Below are 22513 nucleotides of genomic sequence, written 5' to 3'. Positions count from 1 at the left end.
AGAAACATAGCCACCTTGCACGGTATGCTTCCGAAACCTTTCTTCATTCCAATCAGACCCTACCGAATTCCAGCGCGTTTCAGCGCTTCGTCGCATGTTTCGAGCACTTTACTATACTTAGCGCGGCAAATACCCGACTTCGCGAGAAATATCACATCGAGATTCGGGAACGGGCCGCCCAGCTCATGGCAAATAGCTCTCATCCGACGCTTTGCGCTATTACGCCATACAGCGTTACCGGATTTTTTCCCTGCAATAAAAGCAACACGACCGTGAAGGCCGTGCTGCTTCGCTGGTAACACTATGAGCGTAAGGTACGGTGTACGCAGGCGCTTTCCGCTAGAGAACAGATCGGAGATGTCCGCTTTGGACTTGATAGTCTCCAATCGAATACTCTTTACACGCAGAGACGCTTACGACCCTTAGCACGGCGAGCAGCCAGAACCTTGCGGCCGCCCTTGGTTGCCATGCGGGCACGGAAGCCGTGGCACTTGGCACGCTTACGAGTGTTAGGTTGATAGGTGCGCTTCATATCGTTTCCCTTTCATGGTTTAGAGCAACTTGTTGAGTATAACCGGAACGGCACGACTGTCAAAAGGTTTTTACCTATATATGCCAGCCGATGCACAAGATACCCACATTATGAAAGCCCACCTGCGAAAACACAAAGTTTTCCACAACAATGTCGATGCACTGGAAAACGTTGCTTTCAACAATTCGTTGGGGAATCGAGACCATAGGTCGCAACATCTAGTGGAGACGCCTTTTCGGCGGTTCGAACGCACCGGCGTACAAAAAATCAAGAGAAGGAACCTCGCTGGTATTGGCTGGGGACGCCGAATCCTCTTCATCTAGCGAAGGTGCTTTCGGCAACCCAGGGAAGATTGCGCGAGAAGCACGTGAAGGGATAGCAGTGGAAAACCAGAGCGGGCAATGAAACGCCACTCGACGAAAACGTTCCCTGCGGCCAACCGATGCCCGCGAAGAGAAGGAAATATACCCCAAAACCCATCACCAGCGGCTGGAAAAACGAGCTGCTCCGCATCAAGCGATTCCGACGATTGTGGAAAACGTTGAAAACTTGGAATTCATTCGAACAACGTTGTGGAAAAATGCCGAAACGCATGTTTTTCAAGCATTGAAAACCGCTCACAGACAAGCACCTGACCAGGTAATTAAGCATTTGCATAGTTTTCAACACGCCCCTGAACAGGCATTTTACCAATCTCTATAGCATAATCAGGTTGATTTTCGCTGGAATGCACAACCGACCTGGTGATTTCCGAATCCTTCGGCAAATCCTTCTTATCAGTTGGAAAAAGCCGCCGAAGCTTGTCGGAACAACCTGGAATTTCAACACTGTCGAAAACTTTTACACCTCGGTTTTTCGCACTTATTCGAGTTTTCATTCCGCTTTTCAACAATCTTTGAATAGAAAGTGGAAAACACAGGAAACAACGAGTTCATCGATGTGAAAAACTTTCAGCTAATAGTGATTTTTCCACATTCGATTCCGGAATTTGCCCAGTTGAATGGAATTCGACGGGAAAAGAGGGTACACTTTTCAAGGATTTTTCCCGAAAATGTGTAAAACTTTGGAAAACGACGAATGTGGAAAGCGGTAAAAGCGCAGATGAGCGAGCAAGAACAGTATCAGGAATCGCCTGAAAACAACGATGATGAGGGCTTCGACTTCACTCACGTGAATTCGGTTGCGCGCATCGCCCTATACGACAACTTGCTCAGCGCGCCGCGCGTCACCGAAATCCAGCCCGCACCCACCGGCGAATTCATTGAAAGCCTGGCGACGAACGTATACCAGCAATCGCAAGCGGCGGGCGGCACCATTCCCTATACGGTTATCCGCGAGGTTTCGGAAAACTTCATCCACGCACGATTCCAGGAAGCCACGGTATCGATCCTTGATCACGGCTGCACCATCCGCTTCGCGGACCAGGGGCCGGGCATCGCCTGCAAAGACCGTGCGCAACTGCCCGGATTCACCTCCGCCATCGAGCCCATGAAAAGCTATATCCGCGGCGTGGGATCGGGCCTTCCCATTGTGAAGGAGTACCTCGATTTCACCCACGGAACCATCAGCATCGAAGACAATCTCGGCACCGGATCGGTGGTCACCATCAGCGCCAACGGCAGCAATCCTCAGCTTCCCAAGGAGCTTGAGATCGACCACGTCGAGGAGGACGAGGACGCAGAGCATCCCGGACCAACGGCGCCGCGCTATCGAATCGCCGAAGAGGATCACGAACCTGCATACAACGCCCAGCCCGCATACGCTCAGCCTTCGGCGCAATACGCACCGGGGTTTGCGGCCCAGCCGCCTATGCAGACATACCAACAGGCTCCGCAAATGGCATATGCAGCCCCGCAGCAGTTCGCACAGCCCGGGTACGCACCGGCTGCTCAGCAGGGTTACATGCAGGCACCCCTCCAGCAACCGATGGGCTATCCCTACGGCCAGCAAATGCAGCAGCAACCGCAAATCCAGCCCGCGCCGGTGGATGCGCAACCGATCATCGCGTCCCTGTCCCAACGCGAGAAGGACTTCCTCGTCATCTATCTGAAAGAAGGGGTGCTGGGCGTATCGGACGTGGTCAAGCTGACCGGAGCAGCGCAATCAAGCGTACACAACACGCTGAAAAAGCTGGAAGGTATCGGCCTTTTGAAAATGTCCGGCAAAAAGCGCATGCTCACGAACCTGGGCATCCAGGTTGCGCAGCTACTGTAAAACACGGCGGCAATCAGTTTTCAACGAACCGAAACCGCGCAAGGCGAACACGCCTAAACGCGCATGATCGAAGGCCTGCTTATGAACACGGAAGAAATCAATCAGCTATGGGCGGAGGTATGCAGCCGCGTCAAAAGCTATGAGGGAATCATAGGCCCTCAGGTAGATGCGCTGTTCAGCCAGCTATTTCCCCAGGCCGCAAGCGACGGGTTCATGATGCTGACCGCTAATACGGAATTCATCAAGAACTTCATCGAGCGCCATTACATCGACCACATCAAGCGCGCCCTCGAAGAGATCCGCGGGGTGCCTTTCGACGTGCTCATCGGCATTGACGAATCACAGGCCCCTGCAGCAGCGCCGGTTGCACCCGCTCCGGCGGCGGCACCCGCTGCAACTGCAGCGCCTAATCCCGCCACGCAACCGGCCGCACCAGCAGCTGCGGTTCCGGCTGCAACCCCCGCGACCGCGCCGCAACCAGCGATTCAGCCGGCGGCTTCGGCACCGGTAGCCCAACCGATAGCCGCACAACAAGCCGCAACCCCCGCGGCAACGCTCCCGGCGAGCGAGACGCTAGACGCAGCACCGGCCCAAGCGGCAGCGATGCCGGCTCAGGCAACGACTCAGACCAATGCCATCCAACAGGTGCCGCCGATGCAGACCTCGGTTGCGGCCTCGGCAAGCACACCGGACCAGCAAGCCACCGCAGCACCCGTTGCCGCCACTCCGCAAGAACCCGCCCCGCAGGTCATCCCGGCCGACAACACCGCGTCCGACCAGCCCGCGCCGAACAACTCAGTCACCTCAACGCTCACGTTCGAGAACTTCGTTATCGGCGACTCGAACCGCATGGCGTACTCCATGGCCGTCTCCGTTGCCGAAACCCCGGGCAAACCGCACTTGAACCCGCTGTTCATCTACGGAAGATCGGGGCTGGGCAAGACGCATCTGCTTCGAGCCATACAAAACTACATCAACAGCAACATGCCCAACCTGCAGGTCGTCTACAAAGACTCGAACGAGCTGCTCGAGGACTACATGGATGCATCGGCGGCGCATGATACGGAGAAGTCCAGCTACAAGAACTTCAAGATGTACTACGAGGAAGCCGATGTCCTCCTTGTCGACGACGTCCAGCAACTACAGGGCAAGAAGCAGACGCTTGACATCATGTTCCAGATATTCAACAAGCTGACAAGCCAGGGCAAGCAGGTCGTGCTCTCCGCCGACCGCGCGCCGAAGAACATCGACATCGACGAACGCTACAAGACGCGCTTCAACTCCGGCGGCACGTTCGACATTCAGCCTCCCGAGATCGAGACCAAGCTGAGCATCGTCAAAAGCTTCATCCGCGAATACGAGGATATGGAACAATCCGGGCCCATCAACATGCCCGAAGACGTCCAGATATGCATAGCCGAAAGTTCGGGCTCGAATATCAGAGAGCTGAAAAGCGCAGTGACCAACGTCATCGTCAAGATGAAGTGCGGCGAAGGCTCGGACATCACCGTGGCCGACGTGCGTAAATTGTTGGAGAACCATTTCTCGGGCGGTCCCAGCAAAAGGCTCACCGCAGACGACATCCTGAAGGTGACGGAGGACTTCTTCAAGGTCAGCCACACCGACATCGTGGGAAAGAAGAGGACGCGTAATATCGCCCACGCACGTCAAACCGCCATCTACCTGTGCCGACAGCTGCTCGACATCCCCTACGGGGACATCGGAAAGAAGTTCAACAGGGACCACTCGACAATCATGTACTCGGTGGGCAACATAGAGGCGAAAATGAAGGAGAACCGCGTTGCACGCGAAGAAATGGAAGCCCTCAGGCAGATAATCCGCGAGCTATAGCGTTTCACCAATAAGCAAATTCGCCGTGTTTCACGTGAAACAACCAGGTTGACCAGGCATTTTGAAGGAATCAGGAAAACATGGGGATAAACAACGTAAAACATGGCGAAAACCATCGAACTCAAGGGGAAAGATAATGTAATCAATAATCATGGTGGATTGAGAGAACAGGCAGCCCACATTGGAAGTTGAATTACTTTTCAGGAATGACATGGGGTTTTGCGAGTTCTCAACATTTCCACCGCGCTTATTATTACTACTATTCAAAAACCTATTATTAAAAGAAAAGCATTGAAGATAAATAACAACGCTGCATGAACCATCTATCATGGAGCAACGTCTTACGTAAGGGAAAGAGGAGCCTGTGAAATTCAGCATCAACCAATCGGAACTGCAGGATGCGCTTGCCGTTGTGCTCAAGGGCATCGCCACCCGTTCTACGCTGCCTATCCTTTCGGGTATTTATCTGGATGCCCATAACGACAACCTGACGCTGCAGGCAACCGACTTGGAGCTGTCCATTCAATTCACCATCCCTGCGCTGGTGGAGGAGGAAGGCCGTTCCGTATTTCCCGGCAAGCTGTTTTTCGACATCGTGAAGAATCTGCCCGATGCTGCCGTGCATGTTGAAACCGGAGAGGATTCCGCCGTCATCACGTGCGATGCTTCCTCGTTCTCCATCAAGACGCTGGATGCCGAGGACTTCCCGGGATTCCCCCATGTTGATACGCAGCAGGCTATCTCCATCCCGTTCTCTCAGTTCTCGTCTATGGTCAAGCGCGTGGCACGCGTGGTGTCCAAGGACGAGAGCCGTGCCATTCTTACCGGCGTGCTCATCACGTTTGAAGGCGAGACGCTGAAGATGGTGGCAACCGACTCCTATCGCCTTGCCATCACCGAAGCTCAGCTTGGCGAGCCCGCGGCTGAGGGCTTCCAGGCCGTGATCTCCGGCTCCTTCCTGCAGGAGCTTGCTTCCCTGACGCGTACGGACGACCCGCTGACCATCGCCTTGGCGGAGAATCAAATCGTGGTCACCTATCACGACACCGTGTTCATCAACCGTCGTATCGAGGGCAATTTCCCGAACTATCGTCAGCTGCTGCCCGACTCCTATGCCACGCGCGTGCGCCTCAATGTCAGCCATCTGGTCTCTGGCGTGAAGCGCACGTCGATCTTGGGTCAGCAAAGCTCGCCGGTGAAGTTCGCCATCGATGTTGAAAGCCAGACCGTGCAGCTTTCCGCCGCTGCCCAGGATGTGGGCAGCGCGCAGGAGACGCTGGCGTGCCAAGGCGAGGGAGAGAACGTTGAGATCGCCTTCAACTACGCATACGTCCTCGACGGTTTAGGCTCGGTGAGCACCGATGACGTGTTCTTGGAAGTTCAGTCTGGCATGAAGCCGGGCATTTTCAAAGCTGGCGAAGGCGAGAACTTCCTGTACCTGGTCATGCCTGTGCGCATTTCCTAACAACGAAGGCGTTGCATGAGCCTTCGCATCAAAGATGTTGCGTTCGATGATTTTCGCAGCTATGAGCACTTCCGCTTGGGCGACATCGGACCCCTGACCGTATTGGTGGGGCCCAATGCCGTCGGCAAGACCAACGTCGTGGAAGGGATTCAGCTGCTTACGGCGCAAACGTCGTTCAGAAACCCTACGGGGTTGCAGCTTGTGCGTGAAGGCGCCGCTTTCGCCCGCTTGCGCGCAACTGCCGCTGACGAGAACAGGTTGCTGGAGCTGGGACTGACGATCAAGGCGGGCAAACGCCGGTTCACCCTCAACGGCAAGCAGAAACGGACGGCGGACTTGAAGGGCGTCATCCCTTCGGTCACGTTCACTCCCGACGACCTGAACCTGGCGAAGGGCTCGGGCACCACGCGCCGCAACGCGCTCGACGCCGTAGGGTCGCAGCTTTCGCGCAACCATTACCTGATTCGTCGGGACTTCGACAAGGTGCTGCGTCATAAGAACTCGCTGCTGAAAGACGAGGCGTCGCCGCTTTTGCTGGAGAGCCTGAACGACTTGATGGTCACCTGCGGCGCTCAACTGGTGTGCTATCGCGCGGCTCTATTCGGCAAGCTGGCGGCATCGATGGCTAGCTATTACGCCGAGATCGTGGGGAACCGTGAAACGTTGTCGGCCCGCTACGCCCCGTCGTGGCTTGCAGAGGGTGAATGGCTCGATGCCGGGGAAACGCTCGATCGCGACGAGGCCCGCGAACGTTTCGCGGCGGCTCTTGCGTCCTCGATGGCGCAAGAGCGCGCCCGTCATCGCGCATTGGTGGGACCCCATGCCGACCGCATCGAGTTCTTCGTCGAAGGGCGTCCGGTGGGCGTGTATGGAAGCCAAGGCCAGCAGCGCTCGGCGGTGCTGGCGTTCAAGCTTGCGGAAGTCACGCTTATCTGCGACCTTCTGGGTCAGCAGCCGGTGCTGTTGCTTGACGACGTGATGAGCGAGCTCGATGAGCAGCGCCGTCGCGCGCTGGTGAAGTTCGTCTCGGGGGATATCCAAACGTTTATAACCACGGCGAACCTGGCGTATTTCGACGAGGACCTGCTCGCTGCGGCCCGCGTCGTGCGTTTGCCTCTTGAGCGGAAGGACGGTGAATGATGGCCGATCTTGGCAGCGGCTTGCAGCAATTGCTGCGAAGCCTTGGCGCCGCCGGCGCCCAAGCCGCACGTTCTCAGCGCGTTGCGGAGGTGCACGTTCGCTGGAAATGCGCCGTGGAGGCCGTCTATCGCGATTCCGCGCCGCTGGTGCTCGACCATACCAACGGCGTGTACATCATGAAACCCGAGCAGGCCAACGACCCTATGGCGGCGCGCGTGCCCGCGGGCAAGACCCTGCTCGTGGTGTATTGCGATGACGCCATGATTCGTTCGGATATCGATGCTCGCCAGGAAATGCTGAAGATCCGCCTTAACGAACAGGGCGAGCATGTTGCCTTGTTCTCCATCAAACCCGCGCGCTTCGACATGAAGGCCCGCCACCCGTTTCGCGAGGAGGCGGCGCGCGCCGCGCAACAGGCCGCCCGGGCCGCGCACGCCCCCGATCCGCTTATCAGCCCCGAGGCCGTGGCTCGTTTGCGCGAGCAGGCCGCAGGCGTTGAGGATAAGCGCCTCAGGGAATCAATCCTGAAAGCCTTGGAGGCAAGCGAAAAGCCTGGGCGCGCAAAAAACGGCAAAAGTGATCTATAGATTGAAAATCATGCCTTAGAAGGCATCTGAAGGCCTGTAAAGGGCGTGAAGAGCCCCGGTGCCAAGACGCGTTGTGATAAAATCAATAGGTTCCAGAACCATCCGGAATCGAAACATTCAATACTAGAGGAGCGTGTCAGTGGCAGCAAAACCTGATCATTACGACGGCTCGGACATTCAGGTCCTCGAAGGCCTTGAACCTGTTCGCAAGCGTCCTGGCATGTATATCGGCTCCACGGGCCCGCGCGGTCTCCATCACCTGGTTTACGAGGTTGTGGACAACGCGGTCGACGAGGCATTGGCCGGTTACTGCAGCCATATCGAGGTGACCATTCACCCCGACAACTCCATCACCGTCGCCGACGACGGCCGCGGCATCCCGGTCGATGAGCACCCTAAGGAGAAGATTCCCACGGTAGAGGTCGTCCTGACCGTGCTGCACGCCGGCGGCAAGTTCGGTGGCGAGGGATACAAGGTGTCCGGCGGCTTGCATGGCGTGGGCGTGTCGGTCGTGAACGCGTTGTCCACGCGCGTCCAGGTGAACGTGCGTCGCGATGGCAAGGAGTACCAGATCGCCTTCGAGCAGGGCAAAACCTGCGAGAAGCTGCACGAGGTGGGCACCTCCGACCACACCGGCACCACGGTCACCTTCTGGCCCGACCCCGAGATCTTCACCGAGACCACCATTTACGACTACAGCGTGCTTGCGGCGCGTTTCCGCGAGATGGCCTTCCTGAACAAGGGCCTGAAGATCACGCTGACCGACGAGCGTGCCAACCCGAGCCTTATCGTGTCGGACACCTCGCCCGAGCCTCATAGCGACGTCTTCCAGTATGAAGGCGGCATCATCGATTTCGTGACGTACCTCAACGAGGGCCGCGAAACGCTGAACAAGCCCATCTATTTCGAGGCCGAAAGCGCCGACGGCACGGTCGAGGTGGCCATGCAGTGGTCCACGTCGTTCTCCGCGAACTCCGTCATGGCGTTCGCCAACAACATCAACACGCACGAGGGCGGCACGCACCTCGACGGCTTCAAGCAGGCCGTCACGCGCACCATCAACGAGTATGCGCGCAGCAAGGGCATCCTGAAGGAGAAGGACAACAACCTCTCCGGCGACGACACCCGCGAGGGCTTGGCCGCCGTCATCTCCGTGAAGCTGCACGACCCGCAGTTCGAGGGCCAGACGAAGACGAAGCTCGGCAACTCCGAGATCCGTCCGCTTGTCCAAAACGCCGTCACGCAGGGCCTGGCCGAGTATCTGGAGGAGAACCCTGCGCCGGCCAAACGCATCATTGGCAAGGCCACGCAGGCTCTGAAGGCCCGCGAAGCTGCCCGCAAGGCCCGCGAGATGACGCGCCGCAAGGGCGTGCTCGACTCGTTCGCGCTGCCGGGTAAGCTGGCGGACTGCTCGTCCAAAAAACCCGAAGAGTCCGAAATCTTCATTGTAGAGGGCGATTCCGCAGGTGGCAGCGCCAAGCAGGCGCGCGACCGCAAGACGCAGGCCATCCTGCCGCTGCGCGGTAAGATCTTGAACGTCGAGCGTGCCGGCTTGCATCGCGCCCTGTCCAGCGACACCATCAGCTCGCTCATCACGGCCATCGGCACGAACATCGGCGAGGACTTTGACGCCGATCAGGCGCGTTACCACCGCATCATCATCATGACCGATGCCGACGTCGACGGCGCGCACATCCGCATCCTGCTGCTGACGTTCTTCTACCGCTATATGCCCGAGCTCATCAACCGCGGCTACGTCTACATCGCATGCCCGCCCATCTTCGGCGTGAAGAAGAAGAACACCCGCTCCACGAAGATCGAGCGCTACATCTACGACGAGAACAGCCTGAGCCGCGAGCTCGAGGAAATGGGCGGTTCCGAGAAGTTCGACGTGCAGCGCTACAAGGGCCTGGGCGAGATGGATCCCGAGCAGCTGTGGGAAACCACCATGGAGCCTGCTACCCGTACGCTTCTGCAGGTGAGCATCGACGATGCCGCCGAGGCCGAGCGCACGGTCAGCGAGCTCATGGGCGATCAGGTCGAGCCGCGCAAGGAGTTCATCCAGAAGCACGCCCGCGACGTTAGATTCTTGGACATCTAGGAGAATTGAATGGCAGATAACACTGACAACCGCGATGGTCAGGGCGGCGAGGAGCTTCCCGACGACCTGAAGCGCTTGGTCGATGCCGCTGAGGAAGACGCGGCGGACGCCGGCGAGCAGGACGTCGAGCAGCCCGAGCCCGGCCACACGGTGACGTCGGGCCCGGTGTCCGAGGAAGACAAGGCCCGCTCGCTCATCGACATGTCCACCGTCGCCAACCCCCACGGCTCTATCATCGAGGACGCAAACGGCGGCGAAGGCACCACCGTTCGTGCGGCATATCTCGGCAAGGAAATGGCATCTTCGTTCCTGGAGTATTCCATGAGCGTCATCGTCAGCCGCGCCCTGCCCGACGTGCGCGACGGCTTGAAGCCGGTCCATCGCCGCATCCTGTACGCCATGAACGAGTCCGGCTATACGCCGAACCGTCCGCATATGAAGTCCGCCCGTACCGTCGGCGACGTCATCGGCAAGTATCACCCGCACGGTGACTCAGCCGTGTACGACACCATGGTTCGCCTGGCCCAGCCGTTCAGCATGCGCGTTCCGCTCATCGATGGCCATGGAAACTTCGGCTCCATCGACGGCGACTCGGCCGCAGCAATGCGTTACACCGAGGCCCGCCTGGGCAAGGCCGCCATGGAGCTGCTGCGCGACCTCGACAAGGAAACGGTCGACTTCCAGCCCAACTATGACGAAAGCCTGGAGGAGCCCACGGTCCTGCCCGCGCGCTTCCCCAGCTTGCTGGTCAACGGCTCCAACGGCATCGCCGTCGGCATGGCCACCAACATCCCGCCGCACAACCTCGGCGAGACCATCGACGCCACGTGCATGATGCTCGACAACCCCGAGGTCACCACCGCCGAGCTCATGACCGCCCTTCCCGGCCCGGATTTCCCGACCGGCGGCATCATCATGGGCAAGAAGGGCATCCTGGATGCCTATGAGACGGGTCGCGGCAGCCTTACCGTGCGCGCGAAGTGCAAGATCGAAGAGGGCAAGAACGGCAAAAGCTCCATCGTGGTCACGGAGATCCCGTACCAGGTGAACCGTCAGCGCCTGCTCGAGAAGCTCGGCGAGCTGGTTCGCGAGAAGAAGCTTCCCGAAATCTCGAACATCCACGACGGCGCCGACCGTCACGGCATCGACATCATCATCGAGCTGAAGAAGGACGCCATCCCGCAGGTGGTGCTCAACAAGCTGTATAAGCACACGCAGCTGCAGGTGGGCTTCGGCGTCATCATGCTCGCGCTCGTCGACGGCGTGCCCCGCGTGCTCTCCTTGAAGGAGACGCTGCACTACTACATCGCCCACCAGGAAGACGTCATCGTGCGTCGTACGCGCTACGAGCTCTCCAAAGCCGAGGAACGCGCCCATATCCTGGAAGGCTACGTGGTCGCCCTCGATCATATCGACGAGGTCATCAGCATCATCCGCTCCTCGCAAACCGACAAGGAGGCGGCGGCTCGCCTGACCGAGCGCTTCGGCCTGACAGACAAGCAGACCACCGCCATCCTGGAGATGCGCCTGCGCCGTCTGACCGGTTTGGAGCGCGAGAAGATCCAGTCCGAGTTGGAAGAGCTGCGCGAGAAGATCGCGTACTACAACCGCGTGCTCTCCGATCCTCAGCTGGTGCGCGACATCATCAAGGAGGAGCTGCAGGAGATCAAGAAGAAATTCGACACTCCCCGCAGAACGCAGCTCTCCGATGCCGCCAAGGACTTGGATGTCGAAGACCTCATCGCCGAGGAGAACATGGTGGTCACGGTCACGAAGGCCGGCTACGTCAAGCGCCTGCCCGTTGCCACGTACCGCCAGCAGAAGCGCGGCGGCAAGGGCATGCAGGCGGTGAACCTGAAGGACAACGACTATGTCGAGCACCTGTTCGTCGCGTCCACGCACTCCTTCATGCTGTTCTTCTCCACGAAGGGCAAGGTATACCGCCTGAAGGTCTACGAGCTGCCCGAGGCGTCGCGTCACGCGCGCGGCACGGCCATCGTGAACCTGCTGCCGCTTGAGAAGGGCGAGACCATCAGTGCGGTTATCGCGACGAAGGACTTCCCGGCAGACGAGTATCTCATGTTCGCCACCGAGCACGGCATGGTGAAGAAGACGTCTATGGAGCAGTACGACCGTACGCGCCGCGACGGTCTTATCGCCATCAACCTCAAGGACGGCGACCGCCTTATCAGCGTGCGCCGCGTGGCTCAGGGCGAGAACGTCATCATGGTGTCGTCAGCCGGCAAGGCCATCATGTGGCCCGAGGACGAGGTTCGCGCCATGGGTCGCGGCACCATGGGCGTGCGCGGCATGAACGCGCCGGCGGACGCCAAGGTGCTCGGCATGGAGATCGCGCGCCCCGAGACCGACTTGTTCGTCATCACCGAGAAGGGCTACGGCAAGCGCACGCCTATCTCCGAGTATCCGTCGCACCATCGCGGAGGCCAGGGCGTCTTCACCATCACCATGACGGAGAAGAAGGGCTTGTTGGCCGCCATGAAGATCGTCGGGTCCGATGACGAGATCATGATTATGTCCGAGGAGGGCGTTGTGGTGCGCACTTCCGTCGAGGGCATTTCCGAGCTCGGCCGCTCCACGCAAGGCGTACGCGTCATGAACGTGGCCGAGAACGACCGCGTGACCGCGGTTGCCATCGCCGCCCACGGCAAGAAGAAGCGTGCCGCTAACGCCGACGGCGCCGAAGAGATTGACGAGACATCCATCGACGAGATGGAAGAGTAGCCAGCCAGCTAGCTACCGACATATGCAAGCTTGTAAGAAAGCCGCTCCGTTTGGGGCGGCTCTCTTGTTGCATGGGTGCATTGTTGTCTGGCCGCATGGGATGTTTCACGTGAAACATCTTGATTTAGGGTACAGCCGACCTGATCTATCGCGGGAGCTTATACCTCGCGCGTGGGCAGCCTGATCGGCGTTACGAGAAATCCTTCGGATCGAGGTTCTCCAGGAATGAGCGGAACTCCTCAAGCTCCTCTTCGGCAGATTCGTCCTCGATGGGCTTGCGAACGATATAGGGATACGAAGCGCGCTCGAGCACGTCCTCGTTGATATAGATCGGCGAATCCTCGCGCAACGCCAGGGAGAGCGCATCGCTGGGACGAGCATCAAGTTCGATAAGCCTTCCGTGCTGGCGCAGCGTAAGCTTTGCGAAGAACAAAGATCCCTTCACCTTGTCGATAAGGACGTGGTCGACGCTTGCGTCAAGATTTGTAAGGGCGTCGAGAAGCAGGTCGTGCGTAGTAGGGCGTGCCACCTTGGTATGGGTGACCGCCAGATGCAGTTGAGCAGCTTCGGCGGCACCCACCATGATGGGAACGATGCGCGATGTTCCAGGCACGGGGCTTTCCTCGATAGGCTGCAACACAAGGATGGAAGGACCCGGAGCGCTTCCGACGATGATCTTTTGCACGGCGATGGGAACCAAGCCTGCTCCTAACTATAAGCGTTTCGCTCATATATAAAATCGAGCCCTTCAGGTAGCTCTATATAAGGGATTATACGCGTGATTAAGGCTCTGACCTGCGGTTTCTTCTGTAAAACTGCGGTTGGAAAAAATTTTCCTAAAAGTTGAAAATTCTTCTTGACCATTCTTGGAAACCCTGGTTATAATAAACGAGCACTTTTCGAAGGGGCCCGTAGCTCAGTTGGTTAGAGCGCACGCCTGATAAGCGTGAGGTCGCTGGTTCAAATCCATTCGGGCCCACCAGTATTTGCGATAAACGCTCCACCGTGAGCCGAGTTTGCCGGTGGAGCGTTTATTATTGTAAAGTGCGAGTTGGGGGTTTAGCTCAGCTGGGAGAGCGCGGGCTTTGCAAGCCTGAGGTCAGGGGTTCGATCCCCCTAACCTCCACCATTTAAGATTATTTGCAGGTCCGGAAACGGGCCTGCAATTTTTTTGTCCGCAGGTCCGTTAACGGGCCTGCTTTCGTATTGGGGTAGGAAACGGTCGAGCTGGTAAGCGAGGTGTCATGAACCGTCTGGAAGCATTGCGTGCCTTAGGGTTGGACGAGGACGCTACCGACGAGGATATCAAGACGGCTTATCGCGAAACGGCGCAGATCCTGCATCCCGACCGCTTCGCCACCAATAAAAAGCTGCAGGACCGGGCAACCGAGCAATTCAAGAACTTGCAGGAGGCCTACGATTTCCTGACGTCATCCAAAGGTCGCAGGAAAGCAGGCGGCTCCTCGTTCTCGGGGCGTTCGACGCGCGCGGCTTACGACGATGTCGATGCCCGTCTCGCCGGCATAGCCGCGGCCAGGACGCAGCTAGTGCGCCAACGCGATGCGGTGTACGACGAACGCCGCAACGGCATGGGAATGGCGGCTATCGGCGGATTGGTGGCTTTGTTCTGCGGCCGACGCCCTTTCGGGTTGTTCGGTGTGGTTGCGGCTATTGCCTCGACTGCGGCTATTTGGGGAATTGTCCAGGTGGTATCATCGCAACGTTCCATCAACACGCTTACCGAGCATATTGAAGAATTGAATAGGGAAGAGCGCAAAATCGCGCAAGAATCTGAAGAGGAGTAGCACACCCGTATGAAGCAAGAAGGCCTTCGCAACGTTGCCATCATCGCGCACGTCGACCATGGTAAGACCACGCTGGTCGACCGCCTGCTGTGGTCGTCCCACGTGTTCCGTGAGAACCAGGAAGTGCAGGAGCGCGTTTTGGACTCCAACGATCAGGAGCGCGAGCGCGGCATCACCATCCTGTCCAAGAACATCTCCATTCACTACAAGGACGTCAAGATCAACGTTATCGACACCCCCGGCCATGCCGACTTCGGCGGCGAGGTCGAGCGCGTGCTGAACATGGCCGACGGCGCCCTTCTTATCGTGGACGCTTATGAGGGTCCCAAGCCTCAGACGCGTTTCGTGCTCTCCCACGCCCTTGAGCGCGGCCTGCGCATCGTGGTCGTCGTGAACAAGATCGACCGCCCCAACGCCGATCCCGAGGGCGCTGTGGACAAGGTGTTCGACCTGATGGTCGAGCTGGGCGCTTCCGACGAGCAGCTTGACTTCCCGGTGGTGTACGCTTCCGCGGTCAACGGCTATGCCCGTCTGGAGCCCGAAGACGGCAACATGGACATGATCCCGCTGCTCGACACCATCATCAACGAGATCCCGTGCCCTGATGTGGACACCGAGGGCCCGGTGGCCCTGCAGGTCTGCACCGTCGACCACAGCAGCTATGAGGGTCGTATCGGCGTCGGCCGTCTGCACAGCGGCACCCTGCACGAGAAGGAGCAGGTGCTGGTCGTGCAGCCCGACGGCAACCAGTACAACGCCACCATCCGCAAGGTCTACACCTTCGAGAACCTGGGCAAGACCGAGGTTCCCGAGGCTCACGCCGGCGATATCGTGGCCGTGATCGGCGTCGAGGCCGCAGACATCGGCGACGTCATCACCGATTCCGAGAACCCGGTGGAGATGGAGCCCATCGCCGTCGAGGAACCCACCATGGCGGTCGTGTTCGAGGCTTCCACCAGCCCGTTGGTCGGCCGCGAAGGCGATATCGTCGGCGCCCGCCAGCTCAAGGAGCGCCTGATGCGCGAGAAGGAGAGCAACATCTCCATGCGCATCGACGAGACCGAGGACAAGTCCGGCGTGCGCGTCGCCGGCCGTGGCGTGCTTCACCTGTCCGTCCTCATGGAAACCATGCGTCGCGAGGGCTTCGAGTTCCAGGTCGGCCGCCCGCAGGTCGTATACAAGACCGACGAGCACGGCAACAAGCTCGAGCCGATCGAGGAAGCCACCGTCGACGTGCCGAACGACTACTCCGGTAAGGCCATCGAGGTCATGGGCACCGCCGGCGGCATCATGGAGGACATGTTCTCCGACGAGAATATGACGCACCTGACCTTCAGCATCCCGTCCCGCGGCACCATGGGCCTGAAGACGCGCATCCTCAACGCAACGCACGGCGAGGCAGTGCTGTTCCATCACTTCCGCGAGTACGGCCCGTATTCCGGTGAGATGGACGGCCGCAAGAACGGCTGCATGATCGCTATGGCAACCGACAAGGCCGTCGCTTACGCGCTTGACACGCTGCAGCAGCGCGGTCGCCTGTTCGTCAAGCCCGGCGACGAGTGCTACGAGGGCATGATCGTCGGCGAGTCCGCCAAGGAAGGCGACATGGTGGTCAACGTTTCCAAGACGAAGAACCTGGGCAACCAGCGATCCTCCACCGCGGACAAGGCCATCCAGCTGACCCCTCCGATCACGTTCACGCTCGAGGAGGCGCTGGAGTACATCGAGGACGACGAGATGGTTGAGGTTACTCCCGAGTCCATTCGCCTGCGCAAGCGCATCCTGAGCACCATCGAGCGCAAGAAGGCGAACAAGAAATAACGCAACAGTCGTTTTCGGCTTCATGTGTGAACACCGGTTCGATCGCATTGCAAAGCAGGTGAGATCGAACCGGCTAAAATCCCATAAGGCGGCCTTCGGGCCGCCTTTTTCTATGGGGAAGTACCTCGAATGCTGTAGGAAAGCCCAGCTCCTGTGAAACCTGCATGGGCATATTGTGCTGGAAGAAAGGCGAATTCCGCCGTGTGGGAAAATACCCACGAGGCATTCGATTTGACCGTGGGACGCGTCTGTCCAGCGGTTTCATGCGTTTGAGGAAGGGTTTTATGAAGGCATCTCGCATTATCTCAACGGTTTGCGCGATGGGTCTTTCGGCGGCGTGCGTCATGGGCGTTGCCGGTTGCTCCAGCAATAACCAGAATTCCGGTTCGGGCGCAGTGGCCGCCACCATCAACGGCACCGAAATCTATGAAGACACGGTCACCGACTACATCCAAAGCGTGCGCGAGCAGCAGGGTCTGACCGATGAGGATTCCTGGGGCAACTACCTGGCCCAGATGGGAACCGATCCGGCGGGCGTGCGCGAGCAGATCATCAACACGTATGTCACGCGCGAGCTCATCAACTCCGGAGCCGAGGAAAAGGGCATCACCATCGATAGCTCCGAGGTCGATGGCTACGTCGACAAGATGAAGTCGAACTACGATAGCGACGAGAAGTGGCAGTCCGCTCTTGAGCAGGCCGGCATGACCGAGGATGAGTACCGTTCCGAGATCGAGCTGCAGCTGAAGGCGAAGGAGCTGTACAACACCTTCGAGTCCACCGAGGAACCCTCTAGCGAAGATATGCTCCAGTACGCGCAGATGTACGCCAGCGCCTACGATGGGGCCAAGCGTTCCAGCCACATCCTGTTCGATTCCGATGATGAGGCAACCGCCCAGGACGTGCTGAACAAGATCAACTCCGGCGAGCTTGATTTCGCCGAGGCCGCCAAGCAGTATTCCAAGGATACGGGTTCCAAGGACGCCGGCGGCGATGTGGGTTGGGATAAGACCAGCTCGTTCGTGCAGGAGTACACCGATGCGCTGAGCAGTCTTGAGAAAGACCAGGTCAGCGGATTGGTTACCAGCAGCTATGGCATCCATATCATCAAGTGCACCGACGTGTTCAGCGCCCCGAAGGAGAAGGCCGACGACGGCACCGAGACGGTGAAGATCACCAGTATCGACCAGATTCCCTCCGAGTGGCAGGAAACCATCAAGGAGTCGCTGCAGTCTCAGGGCAAGACCACGAACTACCAGAACTGGCTGAAGGAGAAGAAGGAATCTTCCGACCTCAAGATCAACGATATGCCCTCCGGCCTGCCTTATGACGTGGACATGTCGAAGTATCAGACCGATGATTCCTCCAGCACCGCGGATTCCGACGTGAATGTGTCGGCCGCCGGTTCGACGGACGGCGACGCCTCCGCTAGCACGGATGGTTCCGCCGACAATGCCGTCAGCGCAACCGATGCCGAGGGGAAGTCTTCGGCAAACTAGCCTGAAAAGGCGCGTAAAGCAAGTACAAGAAGGGAACCCGTTTCAGCGGGTTCCCTTCTTCGTTTGATAAGGAATGGGCATATGAACGAAGAGAATACCGCAGAGCAGCCGCTGTTCGAGCTTAACGATGCCGAGGTCGTGCGAGCGGGACGAACCATCCTGCATGTTGACAAATTCTCGCTTGCTAAAGGGGAGAACATCGCGCTTCTAGGTCCCAACGGCGCAGGCAAGTCGACGTTCGTGAAGCTTATCACCAGGGAAGTGATGCCGCTGTATCGTGAGCAGCCTCCGGTGAAGTTCAACGGCAACCCACGCGCGACGCTGGTGGATGTGCGCAAAACGCTGGGAATCGTGTCTTCTACCATGCAGGCGCAGATCAACGTTCATCTGCCGGCTGTGGATATCGTAGAGGGTGGCTTGTTCGGAACGCTCGGCCTTCCGCGACACGTTCATCCTGACGAGCGCACGCACGCAAAGGCGCTTGAAGCCATGGATATGCTGGGCGTGGCGAAGCTTGCTGAACAGGACATCATGACCATGTCGAGCGGCCAGGCTCGCCGTGTGCTCTTTGCCCGCGCTCTTGTACATGATCCGAGCACGTTGCTGCTCGACGAGCCGTGCACGGGCCTGGATCCGGAGGGCATGTACTACGTGCGTTCAAGCATGCGCGACCTCGCAAGGGCGGGCAAGGGCATCGTGCTGATCACCCATTATCCGGAAGACATCATTCCGGAAATCAAGCGATTGGTCCTGGTCAAGGAGGGAAAGCTGTTCGCGGACGGCGCGAAGGAGGATATGCTGACCGACCAGATGATGAGCTCGCTGTTCGACGTGCCGCTGCAAGTTGCGAAAAATGGCAAAAACAATGAGTATTTTTCTCTTGTGAGTTCGTATTAAATGGTGTAACATACCTAAACGCTGCATGAGCGCACGAGAGAAAACGTGAATGCGATGCAGTCTGTAAGCAAGCGGAGAGATGACCGAGCTGGCCGAAGGTGCACGATTGGAAATCGTGTATACGCCAAAAGCGTATCTGGGGTTCGAATCCCCATCTCTCCGCCAGATTATCCCGGCGGAACCTTTACGGTAACGCCTTTTTTGTAGGTCGGCATAAATACCCAGCCGACCCACCCCACGCGGAGGGGTGGCAGAGTGGTTGAATGCGGCGGTCTCGAAAACCGTTTCACCGGCAACCCCGGTGACGAGGGTTCGAATCCCTCCTCCTCCGCCAGGAATCGTAAAGCCCTTGCAAGCGCAAGGGCTTTTTCTTTTTCAGGGATTGTTGTCCTGTTGCCTCTGGCGGTGTTCTTGAATCGAATATGGCTGCAAAGCCCTTTTTAAAGCGATCCCTTAATGCGGAATTAAGAGGCAATCTAATTCACGAATAATCATATCTATGAATATAACCTGGGGAAATAGTAATCCGCGTAGTGTTTATGGATAACATGTTTCACGTGAAACATCAGGCAAGCGTCGCTTCTATACTCAAGACATTCGAACAACACTCGAACCTTGTCGCTATAGGAAGGAATCACCATGAACGAAGCCGCAAAGTCTTTGGCTCAGATGAAGAAGGCGAACAAGCTTGTTCGCTTGGCATTCCGTAAGAACGGCCCGAAGAGCTTTAAGCGCGGTCAAGGCGCACTGCTGCAGGCCCTGCTGACTGATGACGGCGCTACCCAGCGCGACCTCACCAAGACGCTGGGCATGAACCGCAGCAACTTGAAGGACGTTGTGAAGAAGGCCGAACGCAACGGCTATGTGACCATCGAGTCGGTCGATCAGCCGCGCACCTATGCGGTGAAGCTGACCGATCTTGGTTGTGAGCTTGCCGAGAAGCGTGCTGAAGCCAACGATAAGACTGCCGAGGAGATCATCTCCTGCCTGAGCGCCGAAGAGGTCGCCCAGCTTGACGCCATCACCGAGAAGCTGATCCTGGCAATGAAGGAGAAGGGCATCTGCGGCAAGAAGAAGGGCTACAAGGTGCGCCGCAAGCGTCATCGTCGCTAAAACCCGAACGCGGATTTTCAGCGGTTCGTTGCAAGGACGATACTGCCACGCAAAAGCCACGCTACACTGGATGCATCATGGAATGCATGCGGGGGCGTGGCTTTCGCATTGTAGGAAACCGAAAGGATGCGGCAATGGCAGATCGCGTTGTTGAAAATCAGGATAACGAAGTGCCCGAGATTCCCGAGATCTTGGAGAAGGTGATGCTGTTCTCGCTGGATGAGGCGAAGCAGAAGTTGACGCAGAGCAACGAAGTGGTTCCGTTCACCGCGCTGGCGGTCAAGGAGAACCTGTTCATCGAGAATCATCCTGGCGAGTCTGTGGAGGCGTGCTTCAATGCGGCTCGTCACACCGTGCAGCACGCACAGGGAGCACAGGCCTATGCGCTGTGCTATGACGGATATGTCGAGGTTGACGAAGGCACCAAGGATGCTCTCATCGCCGAAGGCGGCGTGCCCGGTGCCGACAAGGGCTACGCCGTGGGCTACCTGTACGAGTGCTCTGAGGACGGCACCGTCGAGTTCGAGGACGAGCCGGCATACATCGGCGAGGCCCCGAACTTCATGATCGCCTTGAAGGCCCCGGGCGAGTACAGCGATGATGAGATCGACGAGAAGTACACCGCAGAGGACGAGACCGAGTTCGACGTGGAGGCCGAAGGTTCCGAAGAGGAATAACCCGAATAGCACTCAATAAGGGCTTGCGATAGAGATGAAGGCGGTTCACCTGCAAGGTTCAGGTGAACCGCCTTCGTCATTTCGACAAGGGTTATGCGAGATGGCGTGCGTATAGTTGCAATTGCGGGCAGACGGCAGGCTATGGAGCAGGGGCCTGCCGTCTGGGGGTGCGGCGATGTGTTGAAACGGTGCAGAAGGAAGAAAGCAAGGTCAAAGGCTGGAATTAAGGAATCGGGCTTGATAATATAATCAGGCTAATTCCTGCCCCGGTGTGTGCCTTCACCAGCCCGGGGCCGTAAAGTCCAAAGGAGGTGAGCTGATGAAGGCTTACGAACTGCTGTTTATTATTGCTCCGTCTACCGACGAGGAAACCCGTGCAAATACGATGAATCGTATCCAGGGCGTTATCACGTCCGCCGAGGGTTCCGTCGACAACGTTGACGAGTGGGGCAAGCGTAAACTCGCTTACGAGATCAATGGTCTGACCGACGGTGTCTACACCCTCATCGATTTCCACGCTGATCCCGCCGAGGTTGCAGAACTCGATCGCGTGCTGCGCATCTCTGATGTCGTTGTTCGCCACATGATCGTGAAGCGCACCGACCGCGAATAGGATTACGTAGGGGCCTTCAAGGTCCCAGCATGAGAAGAGGTAGATACACATGAGCATCAATCGTGTCATGATCAGCGGAAATCTTACGCGCGACGCCGAAATTCGTTCCACGCAAAGCGGTATGGCCATCCTGGGGTTCGGCGTTGCGGTCAACGACCGCCGCAAGAACCAGCAGACCGGCGAATGGGAGGATTACCCGAACTTCGTCGACTGCACCATGTTCGGCACCCGTGGCGAGAAGCTGCAGCCCTACCTTACGAAGGGCACGAAAGTGGCCATCGAGGGCAAGCTTCGCTACAGCTCTTGGGAACGCGATGGTCAGCGCCGCAGCAAGCTTGAAGTGATCGTCGACGAGTTGGAGTTCATGTCCAGCCGCAACGGCAACAATGCCAACCAGGGTTACGACAACGGCATGACCGCAGGTTACGCCCCGCAGCCCGTTCCGATGGCAGCTCCCGTTGCAGCTCCGATCGTAGATGCCTCTGCTTCGGTTTACGACGAAGACATCCCGTTTTAAGCGAAAGAGGTTTACCAAATGTCCGACTACGCGAAGCAGCCTCGTCGCAAGTACTGCCAGTTCTGCAAAGAGGACGCGGAGTACATCGACTACAAAGATACCCAGATGCTGCGCAAGTATGTTACCGACCGCGGGAAGATCAAGCCGCGCCGCGTGACGGGTGCCTGCACCCAGCACCAGCGTGACATCGCGAACGCCGTGAAGCGCGCTCGCGAGATGGCTCTGATGCCCTACGCGGTTCCCGCAATTAGCGGCCGCGGCGACCGTCGCAATCGCTAGGCGCAAGGAGGAACCATGAAAGTCATCCTGCTCCAAGAGCTCAAGGGCAAGGGCGGCGAAGGCGACGTCGTGGACGTGGCCCCCGGTTTTGCCAACAACTACCTGATGCCGCAGGGCATCGCCATCCTGGCTACGAAGGGCAACCTGAAGCAGCTGGAGATGCGCAAGAACAACATCGCCAAGCGCGAGGCTACTCGCCTGGCCGATGCTGACAAGCTGAAGTCCGTGCTCGACGGTGCTTCCGTGAAGGTCGACGCGAAGGTCGGCGAAGAGGGCCAGCTGTTCGGCTCCGTTACCGCCACCCAGATCGCCGAGTCCATCAAGGAGGCTCTGGGCGTGGAGATCGACCGCCGTCGCGTCGAGGCCGGCAAGGCCATCAAGACCGCCGGTCAGCACGAGGTCGTCATCTCCATCTACCGTGACATCAAGGCCACGGTCACGCTGCTGGTGGGTATCGACGAGGTTGCTGCCGAGGAAGAGGCCGAAGAGGTCGAGACCGAGGCTGTCGCCGAGGAGGCTGCTGCTGAAGAGGTCGCTGAATAACTCAGCGCTTTAAAGCGAACTAGCAAATCCCCTGTACGTTAGTGCGGGGGATTTTTCTATTTAGGAGCCATTACGAGTCTTCGACTATATGGCGATAAAGAAGGCCCGTGTCTCCTG

21 protein-coding genes and 4 tRNA genes are annotated in these 22513 nt (G+C 58.2%); 21 read left to right on the top strand and 4 right to left on the bottom strand.

Translation table 11 applies throughout. The annotated features are described in order from the left end of the window. Nucleotides 1–59: 59 nt before the first annotated feature. From rnpA to Q0D52_RS08125, 3 genes are all read right to left on the bottom strand, one after another. Nucleotides 60–386, bottom strand: a complete 327-nt coding sequence (gene rnpA, locus Q0D52_RS08135) for a ribonuclease P protein component (RefSeq protein ID WP_081468856.1) — start codon at nt 384–386, stop codon at nt 60–62. 11 nt (nt 387–397) lie between these two features. Next, a complete protein-coding gene (gene rpmH / locus Q0D52_RS08130) occupies nt 398–532 on the bottom strand; it encodes a 50S ribosomal protein L34 (RefSeq protein ID WP_042432297.1) in 135 nt (44 codons plus the stop codon). Nucleotides 533–1175: 643 nt separating this feature from the next. Then, a complete protein-coding gene (locus tag Q0D52_RS08125) occupies nt 1176–1409 on the bottom strand; it encodes a hypothetical protein (RefSeq protein ID WP_294362471.1) in 234 nt (77 codons plus the stop codon). A 224-nt stretch (nt 1410–1633) separates the two neighbouring features. Here Q0D52_RS08125 and Q0D52_RS08120 point away from each other — a divergent pair, with 224 nt between their 5' ends. The 7 genes from Q0D52_RS08120 to gyrA all read left to right on the top strand — a co-directional run bounded on the left by Q0D52_RS08120 (nt 1634) and on the right by gyrA (nt 12632). Next, the gene (locus Q0D52_RS08120) at nt 1634–2746 is read left to right on the top strand and encodes an ATP-binding protein (RefSeq protein ID WP_294381799.1); all 1113 of its coding nucleotides are present in this window, start codon (nt 1634–1636) and stop codon (nt 2744–2746) included. 81 nt (nt 2747–2827) lie between these two features. Further along, entirely contained in the window at nt 2828–4597 is a 1770-nt protein-coding gene (gene dnaA / locus Q0D52_RS08115; protein WP_294381798.1) for a chromosomal replication initiator protein DnaA, read from the top strand. A 364-nt stretch (nt 4598–4961) separates the two neighbouring features. Further along, complete coding sequence (dnaN, locus tag Q0D52_RS08110; protein ID WP_294163317.1) at nt 4962–6062, top strand: DNA polymerase III subunit beta; 1101 nt, start codon at nt 4962–4964, stop codon at nt 6060–6062. 15 nt (nt 6063–6077) lie between these two features. Then, nucleotides 6078–7202 carry a DNA replication/repair protein RecF gene (recF, locus tag Q0D52_RS08105; protein WP_294381795.1) on the top strand — a complete coding sequence of 375 codons (1125 nt, stop codon included), beginning with the start codon at nt 6078–6080 and terminating at the stop codon, nt 7200–7202. Continuing rightward, a complete protein-coding gene (locus Q0D52_RS08100) occupies nt 7199–7789 on the top strand; it encodes a hypothetical protein (RefSeq protein ID WP_294381793.1) in 591 nt (196 codons plus the stop codon). The genes recF and Q0D52_RS08100 overlap by 4 nt, the downstream gene beginning before the upstream one ends. A 139-nt stretch (nt 7790–7928) precedes the next feature. Next, on the top strand, nt 7929–9890 hold the full coding sequence (gene gyrB, locus Q0D52_RS08095; RefSeq protein WP_294362462.1) for a DNA topoisomerase (ATP-hydrolyzing) subunit B: 1962 nt from the start codon (nt 7929–7931) through the stop codon (nt 9888–9890). A 9-nt stretch (nt 9891–9899) separates the two neighbouring features. Then, the gene (gene gyrA / locus Q0D52_RS08090; RefSeq protein ID WP_294381791.1) at nt 9900–12632 is read left to right on the top strand and encodes a DNA gyrase subunit A; all 2733 of its coding nucleotides are present in this window, start codon (nt 9900–9902) and stop codon (nt 12630–12632) included. Nucleotides 12633–12822: 190 nt separating this feature from the next. Here the strand turns inward: gyrA and Q0D52_RS08085 are convergent, their stop codons facing one another. After that, nucleotides 12823–13332 carry a bifunctional nuclease family protein gene (locus Q0D52_RS08085; protein WP_294362460.1) on the bottom strand — a complete coding sequence of 170 codons (510 nt, stop codon included), beginning with the start codon at nt 13330–13332 and terminating at the stop codon, nt 12823–12825. 205 nt (nt 13333–13537) lie between these two features. On the opposite strand from Q0D52_RS08085, the gene Q0D52_RS08080 reads away from it, so the two are divergent. From Q0D52_RS08080 to rplI, 14 genes are all read left to right on the top strand, one after another. Beyond that, a tRNA-Ile gene (locus Q0D52_RS08080) sits at nt 13538–13614 on the top strand. Between the two features lie 71 nt (nt 13615–13685). Beyond that, nucleotides 13686–13761, top strand: a tRNA-Ala gene (locus Q0D52_RS08075). A gap of 115 nt (nt 13762–13876) precedes the next feature. Further along, nucleotides 13877–14437, top strand: coding sequence for a J domain-containing protein (locus Q0D52_RS08070; RefSeq protein WP_294381788.1), 561 nt, complete (start codon nt 13877–13879; stop codon nt 14435–14437). Between the two features lie 9 nt (nt 14438–14446). After that, entirely contained in the window at nt 14447–16258 is a 1812-nt protein-coding gene (gene typA / locus Q0D52_RS08065) for a translational GTPase TypA (RefSeq protein ID WP_294381786.1), read from the top strand. Between the two features lie 284 nt (nt 16259–16542). After that, nucleotides 16543–17757: a peptidylprolyl isomerase gene (locus Q0D52_RS08060; protein ID WP_294381784.1), complete on the top strand. Its 1215-nt coding sequence runs from the start codon at nt 16543–16545 to the stop codon at nt 17755–17757. Nucleotides 17758–17838: 81 nt separating this feature from the next. Next, nucleotides 17839–18654 carry an ATP-binding cassette domain-containing protein gene (locus tag Q0D52_RS08055; protein ID WP_294381782.1) on the top strand — a complete coding sequence of 272 codons (816 nt, stop codon included), beginning with the start codon at nt 17839–17841 and terminating at the stop codon, nt 18652–18654. 73 nt (nt 18655–18727) lie between these two features. Further along, a tRNA-Ser gene (locus Q0D52_RS08050) sits at nt 18728–18819 on the top strand. Between the two features lie 76 nt (nt 18820–18895). After that, a tRNA-Ser gene (locus Q0D52_RS08045) sits at nt 18896–18988 on the top strand. A 305-nt stretch (nt 18989–19293) separates the two neighbouring features. After that, complete coding sequence (locus tag Q0D52_RS08040) at nt 19294–19767, top strand: winged helix-turn-helix transcriptional regulator (protein ID WP_294381779.1); 474 nt, start codon at nt 19294–19296, stop codon at nt 19765–19767. Between the two features lie 134 nt (nt 19768–19901). Further along, nucleotides 19902–20444, top strand: a complete 543-nt coding sequence (locus Q0D52_RS08035; protein WP_294381776.1) for a hypothetical protein — start codon at nt 19902–19904, stop codon at nt 20442–20444. Between the two features lie 319 nt (nt 20445–20763). After that, the gene (gene rpsF / locus Q0D52_RS08030) at nt 20764–21057 is read left to right on the top strand and encodes a 30S ribosomal protein S6 (protein ID WP_294163073.1); all 294 of its coding nucleotides are present in this window, start codon (nt 20764–20766) and stop codon (nt 21055–21057) included. A gap of 49 nt (nt 21058–21106) precedes the next feature. Then, complete coding sequence (gene ssb / locus Q0D52_RS08025) at nt 21107–21574, top strand: single-stranded DNA-binding protein (protein ID WP_294381773.1); 468 nt, start codon at nt 21107–21109, stop codon at nt 21572–21574. Nucleotides 21575–21592: 18 nt separating this feature from the next. Continuing rightward, complete coding sequence (gene rpsR / locus Q0D52_RS08020; protein WP_042432253.1) at nt 21593–21853, top strand: 30S ribosomal protein S18; 261 nt, start codon at nt 21593–21595, stop codon at nt 21851–21853. 15 nt (nt 21854–21868) lie between these two features. Continuing rightward, the gene (gene rplI, locus Q0D52_RS08015) at nt 21869–22396 is read left to right on the top strand and encodes a 50S ribosomal protein L9 (RefSeq protein WP_294381770.1); all 528 of its coding nucleotides are present in this window, start codon (nt 21869–21871) and stop codon (nt 22394–22396) included. Nucleotides 22397–22513 lie beyond the last annotated feature (117 nt).

This window comes from uncultured Senegalimassilia sp., from assembly GCF_934630535.1.
GTDB lineage: Bacteria > Actinomycetota > Coriobacteriia > Coriobacteriales > Eggerthellaceae > Senegalimassilia.
This window is presented reverse-complemented; position numbering and strand designations above follow the sequence as displayed.